21 protein-coding genes are annotated in these 17992 nt (G+C 44.4%); 11 read left to right on the top strand and 10 right to left on the bottom strand.

Translation table 11 applies throughout. From position 1 onward, the window contains the following. Positions 1-6: 6 nt before the first annotated feature. Together istB and ACOGW3_RS24595 are read left to right on the top strand one after the other, a co-directional pair. Positions 7-663: an IS21-like element helper ATPase IstB gene (istB, locus tag ACOGW3_RS24600; protein ID WP_419905100.1), complete on the top strand. Its 657-nt coding sequence runs from the start codon at positions 7-9 to the stop codon at positions 661-663. Positions 664-746: 83 nt separating this feature from the next. Continuing rightward, the gene (locus tag ACOGW3_RS24595; protein WP_419905989.1) at positions 747-998 is read left to right on the top strand and encodes a YciI family protein; all 252 of its coding nucleotides are present in this window, start codon (positions 747-749) and stop codon (positions 996-998) included. A gap of 56 nt (positions 999-1054) precedes the next feature. Here the strand turns inward: ACOGW3_RS24595 and ACOGW3_RS24590 are convergent, their stop codons facing one another. After that, positions 1055-1816 carry a substrate-binding periplasmic protein gene (locus ACOGW3_RS24590; RefSeq protein ID WP_419905345.1) on the bottom strand — a complete coding sequence of 254 codons (762 nt, stop codon included), beginning with the start codon at positions 1814-1816 and terminating at the stop codon, positions 1055-1057. Positions 1817-2128: 312 nt separating this feature from the next. Between ACOGW3_RS24590 and ACOGW3_RS24585 the strand changes: the two genes are divergently transcribed. Together ACOGW3_RS24585 and ACOGW3_RS24580 are read left to right on the top strand one after the other, a co-directional pair. Beyond that, on the top strand, positions 2129-2410 hold the full coding sequence (locus tag ACOGW3_RS24585; protein ID WP_419905344.1) for a PAS domain-containing protein: 282 nt from the start codon (positions 2129-2131) through the stop codon (positions 2408-2410). A 74-nt stretch (positions 2411-2484) separates the two neighbouring features. After that, on the top strand, positions 2485-3717 hold the full coding sequence (locus ACOGW3_RS24580) for an ISL3 family transposase (protein WP_419901077.1): 1233 nt from the start codon (positions 2485-2487) through the stop codon (positions 3715-3717). Positions 3718-4105: 388 nt separating this feature from the next. Here ACOGW3_RS24580 and tnpA read toward each other — a convergent pair whose 3' ends face one another. Beyond that, positions 4106-4540, bottom strand: a complete 435-nt coding sequence (gene tnpA, locus ACOGW3_RS24575; protein WP_419901154.1) for an IS200/IS605 family transposase — start codon at positions 4538-4540, stop codon at positions 4106-4108. Positions 4541-4679: 139 nt separating this feature from the next. Between tnpA and ACOGW3_RS24570 the strand changes: the two genes are divergently transcribed. Beyond that, positions 4680-5069 (top strand): c-type cytochrome, encoded by a 390-nt coding sequence (locus ACOGW3_RS24570; RefSeq protein WP_419901310.1) that lies wholly within the window; start codon positions 4680-4682, stop codon positions 5067-5069. A 408-nt stretch (positions 5070-5477) separates the two neighbouring features. Continuing rightward, positions 5478-7319, top strand: a complete 1842-nt coding sequence (locus ACOGW3_RS24565; RefSeq protein ID WP_419901309.1) for a type I secretion system permease/ATPase — start codon at positions 5478-5480, stop codon at positions 7317-7319. Here the strand turns inward: ACOGW3_RS24565 and ACOGW3_RS24560 are convergent. Next, entirely contained in the window at positions 7251-7403 is a 153-nt protein-coding gene (locus tag ACOGW3_RS24560) for a hypothetical protein (protein WP_419901308.1), read from the bottom strand. The two genes, ACOGW3_RS24565 and ACOGW3_RS24560, sit on opposite strands and share 69 nt — an antisense overlap. Here ACOGW3_RS24560 and ACOGW3_RS24555 point away from each other — a divergent pair. The 3 genes from ACOGW3_RS24555 (at position 7390) to ACOGW3_RS24545 (ending at position 10625) form a co-directional block, all read left to right on the top strand. Then, on the top strand, positions 7390-8622 hold the full coding sequence (locus ACOGW3_RS24555; protein ID WP_419901077.1) for an ISL3 family transposase: 1233 nt from the start codon (positions 7390-7392) through the stop codon (positions 8620-8622). The genes ACOGW3_RS24560 and ACOGW3_RS24555 overlap by 14 nt on opposite strands. A gap of 59 nt (positions 8623-8681) precedes the next feature. Beyond that, positions 8682-9962, top strand: a complete 1281-nt coding sequence (locus ACOGW3_RS24550; RefSeq protein WP_419905343.1) for an ATP-binding protein — start codon at positions 8682-8684, stop codon at positions 9960-9962. Between the two features lie 168 nt (positions 9963-10130). Next, complete coding sequence (locus tag ACOGW3_RS24545) at positions 10131-10625, top strand: PAS domain-containing protein (protein WP_419905342.1); 495 nt, start codon at positions 10131-10133, stop codon at positions 10623-10625. Positions 10626-10854: 229 nt separating this feature from the next. Here ACOGW3_RS24545 and ACOGW3_RS24540 read toward each other — a convergent pair whose 3' ends face one another. Then, the gene (locus tag ACOGW3_RS24540; RefSeq protein WP_419905341.1) at positions 10855-11082 is read right to left on the bottom strand and encodes a DUF1127 domain-containing protein; all 228 of its coding nucleotides are present in this window, start codon (positions 11080-11082) and stop codon (positions 10855-10857) included. Between the two features lie 394 nt (positions 11083-11476). Between ACOGW3_RS24540 and ACOGW3_RS24535 the strand changes: the two genes are divergently transcribed. Then, a complete protein-coding gene (locus ACOGW3_RS24535) occupies positions 11477-12037 on the top strand; it encodes a substrate-binding periplasmic protein (protein WP_419905340.1) in 561 nt (186 codons plus the stop codon). A gap of 18 nt (positions 12038-12055) precedes the next feature. On the opposite strand, the gene tnpC is transcribed toward ACOGW3_RS24535, so the two are convergent. The 6 genes from tnpC to ACOGW3_RS24505 all read right to left on the bottom strand — a co-directional run bounded on the left by tnpC (position 12056) and on the right by ACOGW3_RS24505 (position 16634). Beyond that, positions 12056-13603 carry an IS66 family transposase gene (gene tnpC, locus ACOGW3_RS24530; RefSeq protein ID WP_419901110.1) on the bottom strand — a complete coding sequence of 516 codons (1548 nt, stop codon included), beginning with the start codon at positions 13601-13603 and terminating at the stop codon, positions 12056-12058. 55 nt (positions 13604-13658) lie between these two features. Continuing rightward, positions 13659-14021, bottom strand: coding sequence for an IS66 family insertion sequence element accessory protein TnpB (tnpB, locus tag ACOGW3_RS24525; RefSeq protein ID WP_419901111.1), 363 nt, complete (start codon positions 14019-14021; stop codon positions 13659-13661). After that, a complete protein-coding gene (locus ACOGW3_RS24520; protein WP_419901112.1) occupies positions 14021-14359 on the bottom strand; it encodes a hypothetical protein in 339 nt (112 codons plus the stop codon). Before ACOGW3_RS24520 ends, tnpB begins: the two co-directional genes overlap by 1 nt. Positions 14360-14703: 344 nt before the next feature. Next, positions 14704-15579 (bottom strand): HAD hydrolase family protein, encoded by an 876-nt coding sequence (locus ACOGW3_RS24515; protein ID WP_419905339.1) that lies wholly within the window; start codon positions 15577-15579, stop codon positions 14704-14706. Between the two features lie 164 nt (positions 15580-15743). Further along, entirely contained in the window at positions 15744-16283 is a 540-nt protein-coding gene (locus ACOGW3_RS24510; RefSeq protein ID WP_419905338.1) for a hypothetical protein, read from the bottom strand. A 225-nt stretch (positions 16284-16508) separates the two neighbouring features. Continuing rightward, the gene (locus ACOGW3_RS24505; protein ID WP_419905337.1) at positions 16509-16634 is read right to left on the bottom strand and encodes a hypothetical protein; all 126 of its coding nucleotides are present in this window, start codon (positions 16632-16634) and stop codon (positions 16509-16511) included. Here ACOGW3_RS24505 and ACOGW3_RS24500 point away from each other — a divergent pair. Then, entirely contained in the window at positions 16621-17853 is a 1233-nt protein-coding gene (locus ACOGW3_RS24500) for an ISL3 family transposase (RefSeq protein WP_419905336.1), read from the top strand. The genes ACOGW3_RS24505 and ACOGW3_RS24500 overlap by 14 nt on opposite strands. Positions 17854-17992: the final 139 nt, after the last annotated feature.

Below are 17992 nucleotides of genomic sequence, written 5' to 3'. Positions count from 1 at the left end.
TATGAATTGGCCGAAAGGGACACGCGACGCATTCAACGCCATCTCAACGCATCAAACCTGCTGGGCGGAAAAACTCTGGCCACTTTTAACTTCAAGCGGCTGCCTAACGTGAAAAAGGCGCAGGTCGAAGCCTTGTCTGCCGGTGACTGGATTGACGCAAGAGCAAATCTGATTGCCATTGGAAATTCAGGGGGAGGAAAAACTCATCTCCTATGCGCCGTAGGTTATGCTCTTATAGAGGCTGGATACCGTGTGCTCTATACGCAAACCAGTGATCTGGTGCAAAAACTCCAGGCTGCCAGACGTGAACTTATGCTCGAAAACGCCCTCGCAAAACTCGATAAATTTGATCTCATCATTCTCGATGATATTACCTATGCACAAAGGGATATATCTGAAACATCCGTGCTCTTTGAATTGATCGCCAGACGATATGAGTACCGAAGTATTGCAATTGCTGCCAATCAACCTTTTAGCGGATGGGACAATATTTTTCAAGATAAGGCCATGACCGTTGCAGCAATCGATCGTCTTGTTCACCACTCAACCATTCTTGAGATGAATATCGACAGCTACAGACAATGGGAAGCCGCCCAAAATCTCAAAAAAATGTTGCGGAAAACCACAAACAAAAAGGTGAAAAATATGCCTGAAGCATCGTAAATAAACGTCAGATCACAGCCGCATCAAAAGCGGCCAAGGTGGTTGACGCAACCGGACAAAGTGGTTGACGCTCTACAGAGGCAATTGATCGGCGTATGAAAATGCGTGATGAGCATCTTGGAGGGCTCAAAAGCTTAATCGATACAGGGAATTTTTTGAGCGGAGGTGCACTCTTGGATCCGCAGGGGAAAATGATTGGATCAAGTGCACACGTGTCGTTCGAAAGTAGAGATGCACTCGATGAATGGGTTAATAATGATCCTTATGTAACAGGAAGAGTTTGGGATCTAATCGATATCCGTGAAATCAAGTTGTTACCTGTCGTTTCTGCATGATATTTGCCCAGCCATACTCACTCCTAGTTATTTAGAGGCTAGATTTAGTAAAGAGCCTATCCATATCTACTTACAATCGCATCGAATGTGCCGTCTTTATGAATTTTGCGCATGGTTGATTCAAAATACGGCAAAATCGGTGCGAAAGGAGAGTGCTTTCCAATGCATAGAGAAAATGGAGCCTGATCTAATACTTGTGGGAGTTCTTCAATGGCATTTTGTAATTCTAATTGCTGTATTCGATAACGAAGAACCTGGCTGGTGTCTATTACAACATCCACGCGACCAGCAGCAAGTTTAGCAAGGGCAGCATCGAGTGTCGCAGCCTCGTCCAGATTAAAGCCACGGCCTTTTAGGTTTTTATTGGCCCAACCTGACCCGAGGTAATGTCCGATCTGAAAATCTTTGAGGTCTTCAAGGTTTTTTACTTTGAGAAGAGCTTCTCGCTTTTTGCTTTCACGGCTAATAAAGAGATTAAAGGTAACAAGAATAGTTGGCTCTCTACTGATTACCGTATATTCGTGACGGGCAGGAGTGGGGACAGTACAAAAGCCATCCGCAAGGCCGACTTTGACAAGTTTTTGTGCTCGTTTCCAAGGGTATCCATTATGGATGGTCTGGATATTCATTCGCTTTTTCAAAGCTTCGTTGAGCAGATCGATCAAGATCCCTTGCATGCCATTTCCTTCGTCCCAACTAAAGGGAGAATAGTTATGGAAATAGACCAGTTGGATTACACTGGTATCAGCCAAGGATACGCGATTGAACGTTGTTCCCATCATGGCTGTCATTGCTGCAAGAAATAAGCGACGTTCCATTTTAAGCTCCTTTAGGCGAGCTAACCCCTTGAGTGAGAATATCCTGTGCTGGTTAAAGTATCGTTAGGATGGGCTCTTCAATACGGCTCAATAGGGTGGTTGTACATTCGCCAAGTCTTTGATCTTGCAGTAAGCTCGCCAACTCGAGGGCTAATTATTTGTTAATTCTCAGATTGTATATATCATTATCATTCGAAGATGGATCAGTTGAGTTTGTGTGATAATATTCAGTCTTTTGGGGAAATTCATCTTGAAACCTTTCAACCCATGCGATGAAACGGTATGGTTTTCGTATGAGGAGTGAGTTTATTTATGTCTGTTGAAATTAGGGGCACAGCAGATTTTTCGGTGTCGACACCAGAAATCGAAAAAAAATTTGAAGCCACTGTTTTGATACTGAGTGAAAATGGGGCGTCCATCCTGGATGCCAACGCTCAGGCCACAAGCATGCTGGGATACAGTAGGGATGAACTACTGTTACTTAAACCGCACGCCTTACTTGATGGCTCTCATCTAACCTATGCGTCACAAAACTTTGAATTAAATTGGGCTGAGATCGGAGATACGATTACTGGCTCTTCTCCGCTTTGTTGAGTAGAAAAAGATGCCGACCGCCAAGTAACCTGTTGATATGTATGGTTTCTGATAACTTTACATAGAGCAGGTATATGACAATCAACATCTCGCAGCATATTTTAGGCCTCAAAGGGCAACGTGTAAATGAAATTAAACTGGATGACGGCGGTGTTAAGATTGTCATTCACTGCAGCCGAGACGCGCGTAGGAGGGCTATAGACCCTGCTACAGGCCAGAAGGGAAGCATCAACCAGCATGTCCGCCGACAAGTAAACGACATCCCCCTTTTTGGGTATCCTTGTGTGGTCGAGATTGAGCTGGCGCAGGTTTATATTAACAAGGGCGAACGCCGCATTGAGGGGTGTGATTTTGTTGATAAAGGGTGCCGTTTCACTCACCGATTTTGCCGACTGATCAGTGGATTATGTCGGCATATGTCTATTCAAGCGGTTTCCAGACATTTGGATATACGATGGGAAACGGTCAAGAATATCGACAGGGCATACCTTATTGAAACTCTCCCTACGCTTGATCCTGCAGAGCTAACTGGCTTGGAATATATTGGTGTAGATGAAGTTGCCCGGGCGAAAGGTCATGACTACATGACGGTGGTCTACGATATGGTTGGCGGTCATCTGATCTGGGTTGAAGCAGGCCGAACTGCCGAGGTTTTTTCAAGGTTTTTGAAACAACTGCAACCAGATACAGCCTGCAAAATAAAGGCCGTAGCGATGGATATGGGGCCTGCCTACCAAAAGGCTGTCAGAGAGTCCTTGCCGTTGGCCGACATAGTATTTGACCGTTTCCACGTCATGAAAAACTACAGCAAAGCTATCCATAATCAGCGTCGACTTGAGTTCAGAAAGGCCGATCCAAGTGGTAAAGAGTTGATGAAAGGGACACATTATCTGTTGCTCAAAAATGCGGATAAGTTGAGTGAAAAACAAAGTGACAAGCTGCAAAGGTTGCTGGAGAGCAATAGCAACCTGAATGCACTTTACGTCTTGAAAGAACAGCTTCAGCTGCTGTGGAGTGCCGCTTCATTTGAGGCGATGGCGGAGCAACTGGAACGTTGGTGCCTGATAGCAGATCAGTCACAGATGCTCTATCTAAAAAAGTTCGCGAAATCCCTACGGAAACATTGTGTGGGCATCTGCAACTACGCCAAACACAAGCTCACAAGCGCCAGGATAGAGGCTGGTAATGTCAGTATAGGAATGATCCGTAAGCGAGCCAGAGGCATCAAGGATACCGAATACTTCAAACTCAAAATTAGACAATCATCCATTCCAGATAATCAATCTATGCTCTATTTGAAATCCTAAATCTACTCAACAAAGCGGAGAAGTGCCAACAAATTGAAGATCTACTCGCTTACCTCAAAGAGAACAGCTGATCTATCTTTCTATTAAAATAAAAAAACCGAGCTCTCTAGCTCGGTTTTTTTTATTGTCCAAGCATCAATAACGTTTTCTCTCAGCCCATCACTTGTTCGAGAGAAGCTACAGACAGTTAATTATTTTCTCTCCATCATGCCATCTCAAATCACATGTCGGGCTTTCAAAAGCGAGACCTTAAATCGCTTTCGACTAAGTCGTCATTGATAAAAAAACACTGGGATACAAAATCCGAGAAGTTAAATGACCCCCGGCAAAGCCGGGGGCTTAAGCGGGTGAGCCCCTTAAAGGGGCAAATTGGGAACCGCTAAAGCGGTTATGGATTGAATATATCCATTTGGTCAAAGTACTTATCACGCTCTTCTTGCGTTCTGATATACTCCCTCACCATCTGTTCATCGAGCCCTACAGTTGAGACGAAATATCCACGGGCCCAAAAATTTTCACCCTTGAAATTCCGTGCTTTATTTTTGAATTTTCGAGCTATGGCAATCGCGCTTTTTCCTTTTAGGTATCCAACGACTTTTGAAACAGCATGTTTGGGCGGTATGCTGATACACATGTGAATGTGATCCGGCATCAAATGGCCCTCCTCAATCTTACTTTCGCGATGCCCGGCCAGTTCATGGAAAATTTCACCAAGATACTGACGTAGGTTGCCATAGATAACTTTTTGCCTGCGTTTAGGGATGAAAACCACGTGGTATTTACAATCCCATCTCGTATGTGCAAGGCTTTTGTAATCTCTCATCGGCTAATTCCTTTGTTATTTTGGTCAATAAACAAAGAAATGTAAGACCGTGGGAACGGTCAAACCATTGAGAGTCCCCCGGCATAGCCGGGGGTTTACCGGATTAAATTAACTCAGCGAACAGGAGATAAAGAATATTATGTCGATGGGAATCAAATCAGGAATTTCACATGCTATCTTGGGCATGGCTGTTGTAATTAGTCTAGGCTCAGGATCAGCCCTCGCCGGAGATCCTGTCGCAGGAAAAAAAGTCTTCAATAAATGTAAAGCATGCCATGCCATTGGCAAAAACAAAATCGGGCCCGATCTCACGGGACTTATTGGCCGACCAGCAGCAAGTATTGAAGGTTACAAGTATTCCAAGGCAATGAAAGCGTCTGGAATTACCTGGACAGAAGAAAACCTTACCCAATTCCTGACCAAACCAAAGAAATTTGTCCCAAAGACAAAAATGTCATTTGGCGGCCTGAAGAAAGAAAAGCAAATCGAAGATCTCTTAGCTTATCTTGGCGAGGTCACTGCCAAGTAAATTACTTCATTTTACAACCGCGAATCCCAACATTAAATCCTCTAGAGGGATCTTTATTTGGTGTTGGCGCTAAACATCCCGCTAGATATACCCTGGGCAAAAGCTTGAATTTCATTATTCAAGCTTTTGCTGATTAAGAATACTGCGTATGTTTTTTGGCCTAGCCCCATAAATATGATATTAACCAAAAGTTGAAAGAATCCCTATCGAATCTCTGGCTTAAATCCTGACAAAATTAGGATTGTTTGCCTAAGCCGTAGATCTTTTGGGGATGCATTCAACTATTCGTTAACCTTAAACCGTCAATGTAAGATAAATATTAAGGTTAATGTGATATATCGTTGCTACAGTCAGGCCCCTGCACTCCCGTAGGGTAACCTGAAATAACTCGGGGGACACGGGGGTATAATGAATTCAAAGAACACGGCGAGCCAAACAATGGATGGCGACAAAGGTTCCAGTGAAGAGCAAAAAGTGACTGCTCTCAAGGCATCAGAATTAATAGAAGGCGGAGTACCGCCAAAAGCTGAATGGCAAATAGATCCAGGATCTGTAAACTTTGAGGATCCTCTTCTAGAATGCGTCTACATGCTCGCATCCATGATGTCGCGTCCTATATCAGTTGAAGCGCTAAAAGCTGGACTACCACACAGCGGAGCACAATTTACGCCTGATCTGGCTGTCCGCGCCGCCGAACGCGCAGGCCTAACAGCACGTACTGTTCGCCGTGCCACGATCAAAGAGATTCAGCCGGTTACACTGCCATGTATCCTACTTCTAAAACATGGTGGTTCTTGTATCCTTCTTAATTACACAAAACTCGGCAAGGCAACGATTGCCATTCCTGAAGGCCGAGGACAAAAAGAACTGCCTCTAGATGAACTACAAGAACAGTTCACCGGCTATGCCATATTTGCCCGCACAGAGTATAAATTTGATTCCCGCGCATCAGATATTCAGCTGAAGAAACCAAAAGCTTGGTTCTGGGGAACCCTGCTCAAATTCTGGCCTATCTACAGTCACGTTATGTTGGCTTCGATCCTGATCAATATGTTTGCGATCGCAAGTCCGCTGTTCATTATGAACGTATATGACCGCGTTGTTCCAAATGGCGCGAGTGCGACCCTGGCCGTATTGGCGATAGGCGTTGCGACTGTATTCTTATTCGAATTTATTATGAAAAACCTGCGGACCTATCTAGTAGATGTCGCGGGTAAAAATGCTGACGTTCTCATTGCCAGCCGATTGCTAGAACAATTGATGGCAATGAAACTTTCCAACAAACCCCCATCTACTGGGGCTATGGCCAACAACCTCCGTGAATTTGAATCACTGCGTGACTTTTTCACTTCAGGTACTTTGGTCGCCTTGATCGACTTACCGTTTATCTTCCTCTTCATTTGGATCATCTCAATCGTTGCCGCACCGCAAATCGCAGCTGTGCCATTGGTTGTGGTCCCTGTCGTGATTTTGGTGGGTGTCTTCCTTCAAATACCACTTAGAAAAGTGATCGAGAAAACCCATAAGGAATCAAGTCAGAAACATGCTTTGTTGGTTGAAACCATCGATGGCCTAGAAACCATCAAAACAACAGCAGCCGAAGGACGTATCCAGCGGTCATGGGAACGTTTTGTAGGTCTAACAGCAGAATCAGCTGGTAAAGCAAAATTACTTTCAGGTATTTCAACAACGTTTGCCCAACTTGCTATTCAAATGACAACCGTCGTCGTTGTTATTGTGGGCGTGTTCCTGATTATCGAAAAAGAAATGACCATGGGTGCATTGGTTGCATCGACCATGCTCAGCGGCCGCGCTTTGGCACCACTTGGCACGATTGCTGGGATGCTGACACGGCTACAACAATCTCGCGTGGCGTTGAAATCACTCGATAACATCATGAATTCCGAAGTTGAGAGATCAGAGGATAAATCCTATCTGCACCGTCCAAGACTAAGTGGTGAGATGGAACTTAAGAAGGTAACCTTTAACTATCCCGGCCAGGAAATTAAGGCCCTTGATGCGGTCAGCCTTAAAATCAAACCCGGTGAGCGCGTGGGTGTTCTTGGCCGTATTGGTTCGGGAAAATCAACAATCGCTCGTTTGTGCCTGGGTCTATATGATCCGGATGAAGGTTCCGTTCTTGCCGATGGCACGGATATACGCCAAATCGACCCAGCTGATTTACGTCGGAACATCGGTTACGTTTCCCAAGATAACTATCTTTTGGCTCTTCTCCGCTTTGTTGAGTAGAAAAAGATGCCGACCGCCAAGTAACCTGTTGATATGTATGGTTTCTGATAACTTTACATAGAGCAGGTATATGACAATCAACATCTCGCAGCATATTTTAGGCCTCAAAGGGCAACGTGTAAATGAAATTAAACTGGATGACGGCGGTGTTAAGATTGTCATTCACTGCAGCCGAGACGCGCGTAGGAGGGCTATAGACCCTGCTACAGGCCAGAAGGGAAGCATCAACCAGCATGTCCGCCGACAAGTAAACGACATCCCCCTTTTTGGGTATCCTTGTGTGGTCGAGATTGAGCTGGCGCAGGTTTATATTAACAAGGGCGAACGCCGCATTGAGGGGTGTGATTTTGTTGATAAAGGGTGCCGTTTCACTCACCGATTTTGCCGACTGATCAGTGGATTATGTCGGCATATGTCTATTCAAGCGGTTTCCAGACATTTGGATATACGATGGGAAACGGTCAAGAATATCGACAGGGCATACCTTATTGAAACTCTCCCTACGCTTGATCCTGCAGAGCTAACTGGCTTGGAATATATTGGTGTAGATGAAGTTGCCCGGGCGAAAGGTCATGACTACATGACGGTGGTCTACGATATGGTTGGCGGTCATCTGATCTGGGTTGAAGCAGGCCGAACTGCCGAGGTTTTTTCAAGGTTTTTGAAACAACTGCAACCAGATACAGCCTGCAAAATAAAGGCCGTAGCGATGGATATGGGGCCTGCCTACCAAAAGGCTGTCAGAGAGTCCTTGCCGTTGGCCGACATAGTATTTGACCGTTTCCACGTCATGAAAAACTACAGCAAAGCTATCCATAATCAGCGTCGACTTGAGTTCAGAAAGGCCGATCCAAGTGGTAAAGAGTTGATGAAAGGGACACATTATCTGTTGCTCAAAAATGCGGATAAGTTGAGTGAAAAACAAAGTGACAAGCTGCAAAGGTTGCTGGAGAGCAATAGCAACCTGAATGCACTTTACGTCTTGAAAGAACAGCTTCAGCTGCTGTGGAGTGCCGCTTCATTTGAGGCGATGGCGGAGCAACTGGAACGTTGGTGCCTGATAGCAGATCAGTCACAGATGCTCTATCTAAAAAAGTTCGCGAAATCCCTACGGAAACATTGTGTGGGCATCTGCAACTACGCCAAACACAAGCTCACAAGCGCCAGGATAGAGGCTGGTAATGTCAGTATAGGAATGATCCGTAAGCGAGCCAGAGGCATCAAGGATACCGAATACTTCAAACTCAAAATTAGACAATCATCCATTCCAGATAATCAATCTATGCTCTATTTGAAATCCTAAATCTACTCAACAAAGCGGAGAAGTGCCCGATTACTCTTATTCACGCCAATGGTCAGTCCTTGGTTTGTCGAGGGTCCGTCGGGGTTATTGAATTACAGGGGCAACGTCAGATTGTTGTGACTTTAACCCCTGCTTCAGAAGGATTACGCCAATCCAGAATTGGGGCTCTATTGAGCCTTGCTGTCCAGCATATGCCTGACGCCATGATTATCTATAATACGGATGATCGTCTTATCTATTTCAATAATGCTTATCGAAAATTTTTCCCTTATATGCCTCCCTTTGAAGAGCTGGAAGGAAAACACTATCTGGATATTGTCCGGATTTCTATGGCGCAGCCAGGTGCGATCCTTGACCCTCTTTGTGTTGAAAACCCGGAGGCCTATCTCGAAAAAAGAATGGAAAGGTTACACAATCCACAAGATGGACCGTTTGAGCAAAATACGACCCGGGAGTGGCATCTTGTTCATGAAATGCGGATACCGGGAGTTGGTTTTGTCAACCTAAGGCGGGATATCACACGGGAGAGGAATTACCGCGACGAAATGAACGAGGCCGCAAATTCGATGGCGCTTTCCCATAAACATGCTGTGGACGCAAAAATTGCTGCGGAGCAAGCCAATCGGTCGAAAAGTGAATTCCTGGCGATGATGAGCCATGAATTACGCACCCCCTTGAATGCAATTATTGGTTTTTCATCCCTTATGCAGGAGCAGATTTTTGGCCCGGTTGGGAATGAACGCTATCAAGAATATCCCGGGATGATTAATGAAAGCGGCAAACACCTCCTTGCAATTATCAATGATATACTCGATCTGGCAAAAATTGAATCCGGGAAAATGGAATTGGATTGCCAATGGTTAAATGCCAATGAAATTATCAAGGAATGTGCCCGATTAACCAGCGGGCTTGCTAAGGCACGAGAAGTTATTGTTGATGTCCAAGTTCAAAAACCAGACGCTCATTTTTGTGCAGATACGCGAATGACCAAGCAAATGGTGGTTAACCTCCTTTCGAATGCTTGCAAATATACCCCTGCTGGGGGGCAGATAACCCTTGGCTTTACAGCTGATGATCGGGGACGAAACATCATTACTGTACAAGATACGGGTATTGGCATGAATAAAGCGGATCTGGAGTTGGCGCTTCTACCTTTCAGACAAGTGGGCGATGTTTCCACGGCTTCTGATTTTGGTACCGGTTTAGGATTACCGTTGGTAAAATCTTTTATCGAAATGCATGGTGGATCGCTGGAGATTGAAAGTGCACCGGGTAAGGGGACAACAGCAAGGTTGTGTTTTCCTGAAACTTGTCCACTGACAAAACCAGAACCGTTGTAGCCTAATTGATATTTTGGGCTTAAAGTGGCAAGAATTGTCCGCTTGAGATTGTTTGAGAGTTGCTGGGAGCGGCTCTATAACAATAAAATGCTCTATTTAAGTAAGAGAATATAACAAAGCCGAAAAAACGGTTATAATAGTTTGTATCTACAGGGAGTGGGTTTTTAGGTGATACAGTTACGCTTTACGTCAAATAAGACTTACGACGAGAGTTTCCTCGCTGTTTGTGATGCGAAAATTCGTGAATTTTATGAATTTTATTGCTCAAAAAAACAGGGGCGTAAAATGCCTTGCCGTCAAGATTTTGATCCCATGGAAATGAAAGAGTTTTTACCCAGCATTACACTGGTAGATGTGGATCAGGAAACAGGGGATTACTGTTACAGGTTAGTTGGCACCAAAGAAGTGGAAATTCGCGGTAACGATCCAACCGGAAAAAGGGTGAAAGAATCTTTTTATGGAGCGTTGTTGGAAGAAGTTGAAGAAAATTATAACTATGTCTGTGAGAGCAGATCTTTTATATACGACCATAACAATGAGTCCGAAGATCATGGCCAGGTAATTTACGACGAGACTCTGTTTCTACCGCTTTCGCACGATAATGATAAGGTCAACATCGTCATGTTGTTTTCTGTACAGCAGTTTAAATCCCGCCGGAAATAACTAAAGCAATCAACTATGGCAGTGGTTGCTATTTTCATAAATAATTGAACGTTAATAACCCCGTCTTGTTCGGCGATGATTTCTGAATACAAATAAAAAAGACCCTGACGATTTTATCGTCAGGGTCTTTTAATCGTGAAAGCTACCAGCGCAGTATCTAAAATCTTATTTAAGGAAGATCATGAACGTTTCTGCGCGAGCTTTCTGTGAACACGGTCTGCTCTAATAATTAGAGTTTAGCAACGATACCAGCGATATCGCCGCGTACTAGACCGATGTCTTCTAGTTGTGCGTCGCTGCATTTTTCAAGAGCAACGCGAGTTTCATGACGAAGCTTGTAACTTTCAATGGCTTCAATCGCAGAAACAAAAAGATTACCAAGAGCAAAACCAATACGATCTGCATAGTTTGCAGCTGGGTTTACTGGAAGTGTTTCAGTGAAGGTTACTGTAGCCATTTTGTTAACTCCTAAACAGTAGATATAAAGTTTAGACGCTTCGCGAAAGGTTCGTGTTCGTCCGATGAAACAGATATAATCCCACTGATTTATTTTTACGAGTGGCAATCCTACAACTCGGATATGCAGAAAGTGCATGTCACAAAACCGACACTTTCTGCGGAGTACGGGGCGGGTATGTGTTGTATCTGTAAAAAGCGTTAGCCCGAGGATTTCTCTATGCTCCGATTGGTTGTAAGGAAGGTAGAGGCATCGTCCCTTGAAATAAATGTCGTATTTACGGTATTTTTTGCCTTAAGATATCTTAAAGATTTTGCTTTAAAATATTTGCAAAAAGACAGAACCAACACTGGGTTTCCTTGATTTTATAATTGGAATCCAATGTGAGGGAAAAGTGAAAAGCTATATTTTGGCTCTTCTGGCCATGCTACTTATCAATACCAAAAGCTTTGGGGATGAAATCATCTTTGGAGTAACAGCTGATTATCCACCCTATGAATATAAGCAGGATGAAGAGGTCAAAGGACTGTTCATAGATATTATTCGCGAGTGCTTTAAGCGCATGGGGTATAGACTTCGTGTGGAGGTTTTTCCCTGGTCGCGGATTATTCGGATGGGAAAAGAGGGGGAGATAGATATCTTCGTCGCTTTCAAGACTAAAGAGCGTGAAACCTATCTTGATTTCTCTCGTGAAAGTGTAATGGATCAAACCATCAGCTTCTTTGCCCATAAAAATGCAGACCTGGTATATTCAGGTGACCTATCCGAGTTTCAGGACTTAAGAATTGGTGTGGTGAAGGATCTAAGCTACGGGACAAAGTTTGATGAGGCTGTTGTTCAAAATATCTTGAAAAATATAGAGGTTCACAAAGAGGGCGATTATTCGCTGAAAAAACTACACAGTCGTCGCCTTGATCTTATAATCAGTAACCGTTATGGCGCCCGTTATCTGTGAGCGTGACGTTAACCGCACCTATTTTTGCATGATGTAAGGTGTTACGTTGTTTCTGTTGACGTTCCAGGGCAGCAGAGCTTCAAAGTCTTCGACGGTTTTTGCTTTAGGTAATTGGGTAAAAATGTGTCGAAGATATGAATATGGCTCGATCCCGTTAGCCTTGGCGGTCTCGACGATAGAGTAAAGATTTGCACTGGCCTTGGCACCATTTTGGGATTTTGAGAACAGCCAATTTTTCCTTCCTATTACAAACGGCTTAATTACGCGCTCCATTTCATTGTTATCAATTGGCAAGCGGCCATCATCAAGGTAGCGAATGAGCCGAGGCCACTGCTTATCAATGTAGTGCAAAGCCTTGCCAAGTAACGATGTCGGCGGCACCGACGATTTGACCTTGGTAATCCACTCTCTCAAGTCTTTAAGGATTGGTTTGGCCTTTTCCTTGCGTAATAGCCGACGTTCGTTATCGCTCATGTTTTTTGCGAGCTTTTCAATGCGGTACAAAGCTCTGATGGCCTCCATGGCATGATCGGCAAGGCCGGGTTTTCGCCTTTTGGACTTCTTCCGTGCCTTGATGACATCATTGAACTTACGCCGGGCGTGAGCCATGCATCCGACGCCGATGATTGTGCTGTCGGATGTCACATTCAGATAGACCTGATATCCATCACTAACAAGATACCCAGTGTAACCTTCCAACAATCGCCTTGCCACATCCTCCGCCCTGGAGGGATCGTAGTGGAACAGGATCACTGGCTGGTCCGGAGGGCCTCCTTTTTGCCCCCACATGTAGGATTTGCTTTGAGGTTTTTTCCCAGGTTCTTTCAAGACCTGAACGCCAGTCTCATCCATGGCAATGATATCGTAGTTTAGGAGATGGTCGGTAAACAGATTAATCAGGGGCTGAACAAGATCACCACATTTGATCACCCACCGCGAGAGTAATGTACGGTTAAACTCCACACCGGAGCGGTTCAGAACAGGTACCATACGATAGAGAGGCAGGCCATCCACATACTTTCCCGTTACCACATAAGCAAGAAGTCCAGCAGAAGCGATGCTTTTGGGGATGGGCTGTGGTGGCAAGGGCGCGATTGTTACGCCTTCTTCGCATGATTTACAGGCGTATTTGAAACGCACATGCTGAAGAACCTGCATTTTAGCCGGAATTATATCCAATTGTTCGGTGACTTCTTCCCCAATTCTGGCCATAAGACCACATCCGCAAGCGCAAATCTTTTCTTCTTCGGGGATATCGTGTTCAATCCGCACACGGGGCAAGTCTTTTGACAAAGAGCGGCGTCCACCCCTTTTACGGGTATGAGCTGGAACTTTGATCTCTTTATCATCGTCTTCTGCCCCTGTGTCGTCCTCAGCCGCTTCCTCTGCTTCATCAAACAAGAGACCTTGCTCTTGCGGGGATGTCTTCTCACTGGAAGCGGCAAACTGCTGATGACGCAATAATCTGTTTTGCTCTTCAAGAATATCAATACGCGCATGAAGACCACCTATTAAAATACGTGATTCTTCAAGGCTTTCAGGGAAAGAAATGGGCGCTTTTGACATAGCCGAAGTATACCAAATTTATACTCTTCAAAACAGTATAAAGTGCTGTAAATATTTAATATATCTCCGAATAATTTACAGGCTTATGCTCTTTCACATGACGGAGGTCAACACCATCCAGCAACCAGTTCAATTGGCGACCACTGAGCTCTATACGGGCTCCTTTGCTCAAGTGTCGTGGCCAATGAAACCGATCTTTTTCAAGGCTCTTTTGCCACAAACAAAATCCGTTTTTCTCCCAGTAAAGTAACTTGACCTTGTTGCTTAGACGATTAGAAAAAACAAAGAGGTAGCCAGAGAATGGATCAAGGCTGAGGATGTCGTCAACAAGCATCGACAAACCATTTATGCCGCGACGAAAATCAACGGGATTTGCGCAAAGATAAATGACGGGCAAAGCATCTGAAGGCCGCCGCATCACAGACCTTCAAGTGCATCTACAATAGATGTTAAATCCGATGTTCTCCCCGAAACAGGCCATTTGACTTCTAGCCCGTTACGAAGGCAAACCTGACAATACAATAAGCCTGGGCCATCAGCTGAACCATTTACAATCTTGTGTAAATTTTCATCTCGACTAGAAACAACAAAAAGACCCCGCTTAACAAGCTCCCCCTTTTGATGATAAAAATCCTTCAGGTCAAGATCGTGTGCCTCGGCATAAGCTTTCATGCCCACCCCGTTTAACTCACACGAACGCGCATGCTCAAGCCAATGGAATTCTGTTCGCGATAAATCGTTCTCAATTGCTGACATTAAACGCTCCATTCAAAAGAAAAATGAAGCATAACCATTATTCATTAGCTCAAACAGATGCGGTTAACGTCACGCTCACCGTTATCTTATCAAACAGCTCGGTAACGAAGAGGCCATTGTTGAGCTATCTCCACCCGTTCAAACAAACTTCACTTATTTGGCGTTTTCCAATAAGAGGAATTTAGATTATTTGCGGGCACAATTCGATTATCAATTGGGTATGATGAAAAAAGAAGGAATATATCAGGAGATGATCGATCGGTTTTTCCTGGAGCTATAGCTTTTTCTATTGTTATCTATACCGCGAGGACAATGAGGAGAAGTTGTATAGATTAGACGGCATATTACCGATGTAATTTCTCCAGATAATCTATCACTGCACCGTCATTATGATGGCCAATAATTTCTTTGGCGCTGGCCTTTATTTCCTGGCTGGCATTCGATACAGCTATGGGGTGATCGACCGTGTTGAGCATCTCAAGATCATTGGAACTGTCGCCAAATGCTGTCGTTCTGTTAATCGTAATATCAAGATCAGTGGTTAGATAATTAAGTAAGTGATCAATTGCATTGCCTTTGTTGGCATCTGCGGCAGATATGACGATCTCCCAGTCTCCAATATAATGGTTGGGATAAGTGATGATAAGGACTTCAGGAGCCACCTGTCTAACAAGTTCTGATATGCTGTCGATCTCAGTTTTGGAGCCGAGATAGGTAAAAGCCAGGACACTGTCGAAAGTTCCATCCCTCTTCACTGAACAGGATGACATTTTTTGATTAAAGAGATCTTTTGGCCGAGGGGTTAACCGGGGATCTGATCGCGCAATTTTTTCATCGAAAAACCATTGCATTCCAGGGTTGTTGAGCTGAGGGTAATATAACAAGTTGTCATCCCCGATGAGGGCAGAGACATAGGGGCTAATGCCAAGTTCTGTAAAACAATCGTTGATGAGAGCCGCCTTTTCTTTCTTTAAGCCCCTGTGTTGCAGGATGTGGCCACTTTGCAGATCCCGTAAGATTGCGCCGTTTAACTCTATGACGGGGAGTTGCAGTTCTACCTTGGACATCAGGTGTCTAATAGAAGGGGCAGCACGAGCGGTTGCAACAGTAAATTTCATTCCGTTTGAAATCAAATTGTTCAAACGCTCCGCAGATCTATGCGAAAAATTTCCCTCAGCGTCGAGTAAAGTGAAATCAAGATCTGTTATAAATAATGTCACGTCTGGCCCTCGTCAGTAGATTAAACACGTGCAGTGTTGAGGTCTGGCTCAACGAGGATATAACATTAGGAAGTTTGGTTTGAAACCTTAGATTGAATTCAGATTTTCCAGATAGGACCGGAACATCATCACAGGTTTCAGGGCGTCTTCAGGTTAGTTGAGGCCTAGTCAAAAAGGGCATCGATATCGTCTTGTGAAATTGCTTCTTCGGCATGTACTGCCGGACCATCCATACAAACCTCTTCACTGGGTTCTTCATTGGCTGATATCTCAAGGCCAAGGGTTGTAATGGAGGCTTCTCCATAGATTTCTGCCATGGAATTAACCCGCTCTTCGACAAACTGTACCGAGCGTAAAATCTTCGTCACTCGCTGGCCAGTGATGTCTTGAAAGCTACAGGCTTGAAGAGTTCCCATGGCACTAGATGTAATGAGGTCACAGAGTTTGTTGCGGTCTTCTTCGCTATTGTCTTCACGTAATTTGTCGACAGTTTCTAGGATATCCTCACTGGATTTGAGGATTTCATAAGAAGCTTCTTCGGTGTTCTTGATTAGGGCGTCAAGCTGAACCGACATGTTCTCGAAATCGGAGCGCTCGCCTTTTTTTCGAGTAATATTTGCGAGTTCCTGACGTAATCTCTCGACATAGTGAATGAGATTATCGAGCTCAGTATGAAGGCGCTCGTCTGTCGCAGCTATACCCATAGAAAAATTCCCAATTTATTATTTTATCTGGGGTGGAAGGCAACTTTTCTCAAACATACAACGTTAATAAGTATAAGAAAATATTCCTCATACATGTCTGCCTGCTGAATAAAGTTCGAGCAACTATATACCCCTTATTATTTTTTGAGTTTAGACTCTTGCTGTTAACGCAGTGTTAAAGGAGAAAATTTTACATAAGTTTCAAGGTATAATAGAGGAAATAACTTATTTTTCTAAGTCTTGGCTCTTCTCCGCTTTGTTGAGTAGAAAAAGATGCCGACCGCCAAGTAACCTGTTGATATGTATGGTTTCTGATAACTTTACATAGAGCAGGTATATGACAATCAACATCTCGCAGCATATTTTAGGCCTCAAAGGGCAACGTGTAAATGAAATTAAACTGGATGACGGCGGTGTTAAGATTGTCATTCACTGCAGCCGAGACGCGCGTAGGAGGGCTATAGACCCTGCTACAGGCCAGAAGGTAAGCATCAACCAGCATGTCCGCCGACAAGTAAACGACATCCCCCTTTTTGGGTATCCTTGTGTGGTCGAGATTGAGCTGGCGCAGGTTTATATTAACAAGGGCGAACGCCGCATTGAGGGGTGTGATTTTGTTGATAAAGGGTGCCGTTTCACTCACCGATTTTGCCGACTGATCAGTGGATTATGTCGGCATATGTCTATTCAAGCGGTTTCCAGACATTTGGATATACGATGGGAAACGGTCAAGAATATCGACAGGGCATACCTTATTGAAACTCTCCCTACGCTTGATCCTGCAGAGCTAACTGGCTTGGAATATATTGGTGTAGATGAAGTTGCCCGGGCGAAAGGTCATGACTACATGACGGTGGTCTACGATATGGTTGGCGGTCATCTGATCTGGGTTGAAGCAGGCCGAACTGCCGAGGTTTTTTCAAGGTTTTTGAAACAACTGCAACCAGATACAGCCTGCAAAATAAAGGCCGTAGCGATGGATATGGGGCCTGCCTACCAAAAGGCTGTCAGAGAGTCCTTGCCGTTGGCCGACATAGTATTTGACCGTTTCCACGTCATGAAAAACTACAGCAAAGCTATCCATAATCAGCGTCGACTTGAGTTCAGAAAGGCCGATCCAAGTGGTAAAGAGTTGATGAAAGGGACACATTATCTGTTGCTCAAAAATGCGGATAAGTTGAGTGAAAAACAAAGTGACAAGCTGCAAAGGTTGCTGGAGAGCAATAGCAACCTGAATGCACTTTACGTCTTGAAAGAACAGCTTCAGCTGCTGTGGAGTGCCGCTTCATTTGAGGCGATGGCGGAGCAACTGGAACGTTGGTGCCTGATAGCAGATCAGTCACAGATGCTCTATCTAAAAAAGTTCGCGAAATCCCTACGGAAACATTGTGTGGGCATCTGCAACTACGCCAAACACAAGCTCACAAGCGCCAGGATAGAGGCTGGTAATGTCAGTATAGGAATGATCCGTAAGCGAGCCAGAGGCATCAAGGATACCGAATACTTCAAACTCAAAATTAGACAATCATCCATTCCAGATAATCAATCTATGCTCTATTTGAAATCCTAAATCTACTCAACAAAGCGGAGAAGTGCCTAAGTCTTCCCTATACCAACGCACAAAAGATAAGCAGATGTATAATCGCCCCCTGCCTTGAGCTTTGGCTTAATTTCCTGCTTCTCGTTTCTGTAAAGAGCATTACTCTAAT

Origin of the sequence: Kiloniella sp., from assembly GCF_965205715.1 — a bacterium.
Classification (GTDB): domain Bacteria; phylum Pseudomonadota; class Alphaproteobacteria; order Kiloniellales; family Kiloniellaceae; genus Kiloniella.
The sequence above is the reverse complement of the archived record's forward strand: the minus strand, read 5'-3'. Positions and strand labels throughout refer to the sequence as shown.

Excerpts from the sequence above, each read along its gene's own strand:
- ACOGW3_RS24580 (WP_419901077.1), top strand. The coding sequence starts at position 2,485 with ATGACAATCAACATCTCGCAGCATATTTTAGGCCTCAAAGGGCAACGT.
- ACOGW3_RS24570 (WP_419901310.1), top strand. The coding sequence starts at position 4,680 with ATGTCGATGGGAATCAAATCAGGAATTTCACATGCTATCTTGGGCATG.
- ACOGW3_RS24560 (WP_419901308.1), bottom strand. The coding sequence starts at position 7,403 with ATGTTGATTGTCATATACCTGCTCTATGTAAAGTTATCAGAAACCATA.
- ACOGW3_RS24500 (WP_419905336.1), top strand. The coding sequence starts at position 16,621 with ATGACAATCAACATCTCGCAGCATATTTTAGGCCTCAAAGGGCAACGT.
- tnpA (WP_419901154.1), bottom strand. The coding sequence starts at position 4,540 with ATGAGAGATTACAAAAGCCTTGCACATACGAGATGGGATTGTAAATAC.
- ACOGW3_RS24585 (WP_419905344.1), top strand. The coding sequence starts at position 2,129 with ATGTCTGTTGAAATTAGGGGCACAGCAGATTTTTCGGTGTCGACACCA.
- ACOGW3_RS24520 (WP_419901112.1), bottom strand. The coding sequence starts at position 14,359 with ATGTCAGCAATTGAGAACGATTTATCGCGAACAGAATTCCATTGGCTT.
- tnpC (WP_419901110.1), bottom strand. The coding sequence starts at position 13,603 with ATGTCAAAAGCGCCCATTTCTTTCCCTGAAAGCCTTGAAGAATCACGT.
- ACOGW3_RS24505 (WP_419905337.1), bottom strand. The coding sequence starts at position 16,634 with ATGTTGATTGTCATATACCTGCTCTATGTAAAGTTATCAGAAACCATA.
- ACOGW3_RS24590 (WP_419905345.1), bottom strand. The coding sequence starts at position 1,816 with ATGGAACGTCGCTTATTTCTTGCAGCAATGACAGCCATGATGGGAACA.
- ACOGW3_RS24555 (WP_419901077.1), top strand. The coding sequence starts at position 7,390 with ATGACAATCAACATCTCGCAGCATATTTTAGGCCTCAAAGGGCAACGT.
- ACOGW3_RS24540 (WP_419905341.1), bottom strand. The coding sequence starts at position 11,082 with ATGGCTACAGTAACCTTCACTGAAACACTTCCAGTAAACCCAGCTGCA.
- ACOGW3_RS24565 (WP_419901309.1), top strand. The coding sequence starts at position 5,478 with ATGAATTCAAAGAACACGGCGAGCCAAACAATGGATGGCGACAAAGGT.
- tnpB (WP_419901111.1), bottom strand. The coding sequence starts at position 14,021 with ATGCGGCGGCCTTCAGATGCTTTGCCCGTCATTTATCTTTGCGCAAAT.
- ACOGW3_RS24510 (WP_419905338.1), bottom strand. The coding sequence starts at position 16,283 with ATGGGTATAGCTGCGACAGACGAGCGCCTTCATACTGAGCTCGATAAT.